Source organism: Ruegeria sp. AI2 (genome assembly GCF_056541275.1).
The window spans coordinates 1-4348 of the sequence record NZ_JBQFYB010000032.1 but is presented as its reverse complement, the minus strand read 5'-3'; the positions used below and the strand labels follow the sequence as shown (position 1 = coordinate 4348).

The 4348-nt window shown below is 57.0% G+C and carries 3 protein-coding genes; all 3 read right to left on the bottom strand.

Translation table 11 applies throughout. From position 1 onward, the window contains the following. Positions 1-45: 45 nt before the first annotated feature. Positions 46-2067: a putative 2-aminoethylphosphonate ABC transporter permease subunit gene (locus ACR0LL_RS20825; protein WP_267365557.1), complete on the bottom strand. Its 2022-nt coding sequence runs from the start codon at positions 2065-2067 to the stop codon at positions 46-48. Then, entirely contained in the window at positions 2064-3179 is a 1116-nt protein-coding gene (locus tag ACR0LL_RS20820; RefSeq protein ID WP_267365559.1) for a putative 2-aminoethylphosphonate ABC transporter ATP-binding protein, read from the bottom strand. The genes ACR0LL_RS20825 and ACR0LL_RS20820 overlap by 4 nt, the downstream gene beginning before the upstream one ends. A 132-nt stretch (positions 3180-3311) precedes the next feature. Continuing rightward, a complete protein-coding gene (locus ACR0LL_RS20815) occupies positions 3312-4331 on the bottom strand; it encodes a putative 2-aminoethylphosphonate ABC transporter substrate-binding protein (protein WP_480589193.1) in 1020 nt (339 codons plus the stop codon). Positions 4332-4348: the final 17 nt, after the last annotated feature.

Genomic DNA, 4348 nt, shown 5'->3' with positions numbered 1-4348 from the left:
CCCCGCAGATATGTGATCTGCGGGGATATTGAGTTTTTGTGTGGATTACCTGCTGCGCCAGGCCTGTGTGCGGGCCAGGATGCCTTTTGATGCCATCAGGTGGAAGATCCGGGCGGCTGCGTTGGTGTAGAAGATCATCATGCCCATTGCGGCTGCGGGTGCGATATCCCCGGCATCATCCATGTTCAGCACCGCGATGGACGCGAGTGTGGTTTTGGGTGAGTAGAGGAACACAACCGCCGACACGGTCGTCATCGCGTTGACGAACAGATAGATCGAGATGTCCAGCACCGCAGGCAGGCAGACCGGCACCGTCACGCGGGCAAACAGCTTCATTGTTGGCTGTTTGAGAGAGGCCGACACCGACTCGAACTCTTTATCCATCTGCTTGAGAGCGGTGACCGCCGTCAGGTGCGATACGGTATAGAAATGCGTCACCGTGCAAACCACCAGGATCGCCATGGTGCCGTAGATCGCATTGAACGGATTGGACGGGTTGTTGAAGAAGAAGATATACGACAGTCCCAGAACCATGCCCGGAATGGCCATCGGCAGCATGGCGAACATCTGAAAGATCGACCGCCCGGTTTTGAAGCCGTTCGATTTTTCCACCAGATACGCCCCGAAGAAGACAACCGTCGTGCCGATCACCGCCGTCAGGAAAGCCAGTTTGATCGAGTTGAAATACGACCCCCAGCCGCCGCCATCCATCTTGTCGAACTGGTAGTTCTTGAGGCTCAGGCTCAGATCGTAGGGCCAGAACTTGATCAGCGCCGCAAACTGACACACGGCCAGAAGACCAACAATGAACAGGCCGATCAAGCTGCAGTAGATCAGGAATATGCGATCAGTCTTTGGGTTTGGTGTTGCCTGATATGGAACCGAACGCGCAGACAGCAGCGCCACCTGCTTGGACTGAACCATCCGGTCGATGGCAAAAGCCAGAATTGCGGGGATGACCAGAACCACCGAGACCACGGCGCCCATCTCAAAGTTCTGCTGGCCGATCACCTGTTTGTAGATATCCACGGCAAGCACGTTGAACTGGCCGCCGATCACCTTTGGCAGGCCAAAATCGGTGATCACCAGATTGAACACGACAAAGGCTGCGGAAATCAGGCCATAGCGCGCGCCGGGTATGGTAACGGTCCAGAATGTCCGCCAGGGGGTTGAGCGCAAGCTGACAGCGGCCTCGTACAACCGCGCATCCGATATCGCGAGCGCGGTCGATATGATCAGGAACGCGTGTGGAAAGGTAAAGAAGACCGATCCGATCACGATGCCTATGGGGCCGTAGATACTGGCGCCGAACAGCAACTCCTTGATCATCCCCTGATTGCCGAACAGGTAGACCAGCGCGATGCCCGGCAGCAGCGAGGGAACCAGAATCGGCGCCATCGCGATCAGGCGAAAGACCCCCTTGAACCGCATGCAGCTTCGGTTAAGCGCATAGGCAAACCAGAACGCCAGCGTCACCGTAACGATTGTGCTGACAACCGAAATCCAAAGGGAGTTCTTGATCGAGTTGAACAGGGCCGGGGTTGAGAAGTAGTTGATGAAGTTGCCCAGACCCCGCGCTTGAACCGGCCGCATCTGCACCCGGCGGAACGTGTTGGAATCAAGCTCGACCCAATCGGTGCCTTCGTTCAAAGTCGACCCGACCAGAAAGCGCCCGGCCTCCGTCGTGTTCCGCATCTGGTACATGACCGGGCTGCGAAAGCTGAAATCCGGAAAAAACCCGGTCACCGGCAAACGCCCGTCCGAGCCGGTTGTCAGATCGGTGTCGGAATACACCCCCAATTGCCTGTTCAGTTCGTCAGCCGTCAGGATCGTTCCGTCAAACACACCCGCTTCATCACTGACCTGAAACTCATACTGGGACAGCTCGACCCGGTAGGTCGAGAAGGACTTGGAAAGCATCGTGTAAAGCGGCAGCGCCAGTGTCACGATCAGATAGAGCGCGATCACCATCATGCTTCCGCGCATCAGGATGTCATCGCGGCTGAGCTTGGGCCTGATATCCGGCCCGACAGGCAATGTGTCGTGATTGGTCGACATCGTGCTCATGCCGCAGCCTCCGGAAGGTCAAACGCCATCAGGCGGTTCTCGGGAAGCTCGATCACCATGCTGCACCCCTCTTCCAGCTCAAGACGACGCACGGCGTTGATCGAAAAATCCGCGATCAGTTCAGAAGATCCGAACCGCTCGTTGTTCAGGCGACAGCGCCAGAACGAGCCCAGAAACTCCATTTCATCAAGCGTGACCTCGATGCAGTTCCGATTGCCGCCCGTGTCAAGATAACCAGCTTCATGAGGGATGATGTCTTCGGGACGAATGGCTGCGATGACCGGAGTGCCATCATTGAACGTGTGGCTGAGGCAGGCAAAGGTCTTTTCCCCGACGCTCAACCGCCCGCCTTTGGTGACCTGAGATCGGATCTGGTTCATTTCACCGATAAAGTCGGCCACGAACAGGTTGGCCGGTTCGCGGTAGATCTCCGTGGGCGATCCAACTTGTTCAATCACCCCGTGGTTCATCACCACGATGCGGTCGGCCATGGCCAGCGCTTCTTCCTGATCGTGCGTCACCATCACGGTGGTCACACCCAGCTTGCGCTGCAATTCCTTGATCTCATGCCGCAGGTGAACGCGCACCTTGGCGTCCAGCGCCGACAGGGGTTCGTCCAGCAGCAGCAAACCGGGATTGGTTGCAATGGCGCGGGCCAGCGCAATCCTCTGCTGCTGGCCCCCGGACAATTGTGCCGGGTATTTCCTGCCCTGATCCGGCAGACCAACAAGGTTCAACAGCTCGCTCACCCGAACCGCGATATCCGACTTGCTGCGGCCCGTGTTTTCAAGGCCAAATGCGATGTTCTTTTCGATCGTCAGGTTCGGGAACAGCGCATAGGACTGAAACACAATCCCGAAATCACGCTCGGACGGGGGCAGGTTGGAGACGTCCTTGCCATCCTGCATAACCGTACCCTTGGTCTGCAGATCCAGCCCGGCAATCGCCCGCAATAAGGTGGTCTTGCCGCAGCCGGACGGGCCAAGGAAACAAATGAATTCACCTTCTTTGATTTCAAGAGAGATGTCCTTGAGTGCCAGAAAGCTGCCGAACGCTTTCCACAAATTCTGGATGCTGAGATACAGTTCACCGGGTGGTGTTTTCTGAAGCACGGGAGAGGTCCTCACATCTGCACCTCGGGCACGACCGATCCTGGCCGGTGCGCGCCGGGTGAGTTGGTTGTGTTGGTGGGAACAAGAGAGTGGCGGGCAGGAGAGGCACAAAAGCCCCTCCTGCCAATGGAATTATTTCGCTTCAGACTTTCCGTCATAGCGAGACTGCCATTCCTTCAGGATTGCCGCGCGATTGTTGGCGGCATACTCGAAATCATTGTTGATCATCGCATCCAGAAGACCTTCTGGGAAGTGTTCAACCGGTTTTGCAACGCCGGGATACGCCACGACCGCATAGCCGGTATTGTACATCTCGTTGGCCTCTTTGGTGACGGTGAAGTCCACCAGCTTCTGCGCGGCTTCCAGATTTGCGGTACCGGCAACGATTGCGGTTGCTTCCATGTCCCAGCCGACGCCTTCCGAAGGCACAATGATCTCCAGCGGTGCACCATCAGCTTTGGACTTCGCCCCACGGAACGCAAAAGAGATACCAATCGGGATCTCGCCCGCCGCCGCCAGTTTGCAAGGCTTCGAGCCGGAATGGGTGTAGCGCGCAATATTCTCGTGCAGCGCATCCATGTATTCCCAGCCACCTTCTTCGCCAAACATTTGAAGCCAGCTGGACACATCAAGGAACCCCGTGCCAGAGGAATTCGGGTTCGGCATGATCACCTGATCCTTGTACATCGGATCAGTCAGGTCCTTCCACGAAGTGGGCGGCTTCAGCCCGGCCTTTTCCGCCTCAACCGTGTTGTAGCAAACCGAGGCAACCCAGGCGTCCATGCCAACCCAGGCAGGCGGGTTGTCACCATCGACGAATTTCGCATCCAGCTTGTCTACGCCAGCCGGGGCATAAGGCTCCAGCATCCCTTCGGATTTCAACAGCAGCAGAGAGGTCGCCGCCAACCCCCAAACCACATCCGCCTGTGGGTTGTCCCGCTCAGCCAGCAGCTTCGCGGTGATGATCCCCGTCGAGTCCCGAACCCAGTTGATCTTGATATCAGGGTTACTCTGGTTGAACGTCTCTGCATACCTCGCCAGATCCTCCGCCTCAACGGCGGTGTAAACTGTCAGTTCCGTCTCCGATGCCGCAACCGTCGCAGTCAGTAAACCGACCGCCAATGCCGAATAAAATGATGTCGTCCGTTTCATGGTTTTCCTCTGTTGGT

What these genes read in the sequence shown, in the direction of transcription:
- ACR0LL_RS20825 (WP_267365557.1), bottom strand. Translation starts at nt 2,067, where the DNA reads ATGAGCACGATGTCGACCAATCACGACACATTGCCTGTCGGGCCGGAT.
- ACR0LL_RS20815 (WP_480589193.1), bottom strand. Translation starts at nt 4,331, where the DNA reads ATGAAACGGACGACATCATTTTATTCGGCATTGGCGGTCGGTTTACTG.